This window comes from uncultured Leptotrichia sp., assembly GCF_938036635.1.
Classification (GTDB): Bacteria; Fusobacteriota; Fusobacteriia; order Fusobacteriales; family Leptotrichiaceae; genus Leptotrichia; species Leptotrichia hongkongensis.
Map to the genome: position 1 here is coordinate 1 of NZ_CALHQO010000336.1, position 1,833 is coordinate 1,833.

The window sequence follows — 1,833 nt, forward strand, 5'->3', positions numbered from 1 at the left end:
ATGTCATTTGATTTAAAGTTATTATAAAAAAAATATAAATAAAAATTTAAAAAGAAAAGGAAGTGAAATTATGGCAATTATTGCAGCAGTTGAAGCTGGAGGAACAAAATTTATATGTGGATTGGGAACTGAAGATGGTAAAATTATTGATAGAATAAATATTCCAACTACAACTCCTGAAGAAACAATGGCACAAGTTATTGAATATTTTAAAGACAAGGAATTTGATGTGATGGGAGTTGGGAGCTTTGGACCGATTGATCCTGTAAAAGGCTCTAAAACTTACGGATATATTACAAAAACTCCAAAACCTTACTGGAGCGATTATGATTTGATAGGAGAGTTGAAAAAACATTATGATGTTCCAATGGAATTTGATACAGATGTGAACGGAGCAGCACTTGCAGAAAGCTGGTGGGGTGCTGGAAAAAATCTTAAAAATGTTATGTATATTACTGTTGGAACTGGAATTGGGGCTGGAGCAGTTGTTGATGGGAAAATGCTTCAAGGTTTGACTCACCCTGAAATGGGACACATATTTTTGAAAAGACATAAAGATGATAAATTTGAAGGAAGATGCCCTTTTCATAAGGACTGTATGGAAGGAATGGCAGCAGGGCCTGCAATAGAAGATAGATGGGGTAAAAAGGGATTTGAACTTGCTGAGAGAGATGAAGTTTGGGACATGGAAGCATATTACTTGGCTCAGGCTGTTGTGAATTACACTTTAATTTTATCGCCACAAAAAATAATTATGGGTGGAGGAGTTATGAAACAGCAGCAACTGTTCCCATTAATTAGAAAATATGTACTGGAATTTTTAAACGGTTATGTTCAAAAAGAGGAAATTTTAGAAAAAATTGAAGATTATGTTGTTTATCCAGGGCTTGGGGATGAAGCTGGATTTATCGGATCGATTGCATTGGGAAAAGTTGCGTTGGAAAACAGTAAAAAATAATGATTGATTTGTAATTAATCAAGGGGGGATTAATTAAAATGATAAATATTGTAAAAAATAATAAAAGTGGAATTAATGAAAAAGAATTGTTATCATTTACTAAAAGTGTATATTATTTATTAAATGGTAAAATTTCACTAATTGATACACTTGGAATTGTTGCACAGAATTATAGTGGAGATTTGAAAAGTAAGATAATTGGTACAAAACAGCAAATTGAAAAGGGAGTTTCTCTTCATAGGGCTTTTTCAAAGATTACTATGAATAAGGAATTTATGGAAATGATTAAAATCGGAGAAGGAACTGGAAATTTGGAAATAGTTTTTAAGAATCTGTATGAAAAGTACGAGTTTAATCAGAAAATAAAAAAAGATGTGAAAAATTTGAGCATTTATCCAGTAACAGTTATAGTTACAGCATTAGTAATTGTGTTTATATTGTTAAAGTTTGTTGTACCTAAATTTGTCCTAATTTATTCTGACATTGGGCAGGAATTGCCAAAAATCACGCAAATTGTGATAAATATTAGTAAAATAACGGATAAATATAGTGTCTTTATTTTAATTGCCATAATTTTTTTGATTTTTGGATTAAAGAATTGGAAAGAAAAAAATGAAAAGAATTTTGAAAAAATTTTTTTAAAAACAAAAATGATTGGGCAAATGTATAAAAATATTTGCATATTGAATTTTACTAGAAATATGTATTCTTTGACAGATGCCAATGTTCCATTGATTCAATCTTTAAAAATGTGTACAAATTCCAAAAGTTATATTTTAAATGAGGAACTGAAAAAAATTATTTTGAAAATAGAAAAGGGTGAAAGTATTCAAAAATCGTTTAAAAATACAACTTTTTTTGATTTTTTCTCTATC

Annotated in this window: 2 protein-coding genes; both read left to right on the top strand. The window is 29.6% G+C overall.

What is annotated here, in order from left to right; all coding sequences use genetic code 11:
* Positions 1-70: 70 nt before the first annotated feature.
* Complete coding sequence (locus Q0370_RS06700; RefSeq protein WP_299573739.1) at positions 71-958, top strand: ROK family protein; 888 nt, start codon at positions 71-73, stop codon at positions 956-958.
* Positions 959-996: 38 nt separating this feature from the next.
* Positions 997-1,833 (top strand): type II secretion system F family protein (locus tag Q0370_RS06705; RefSeq protein WP_299573742.1); only part of this gene is annotated, 837 nt, incomplete at its 3' end.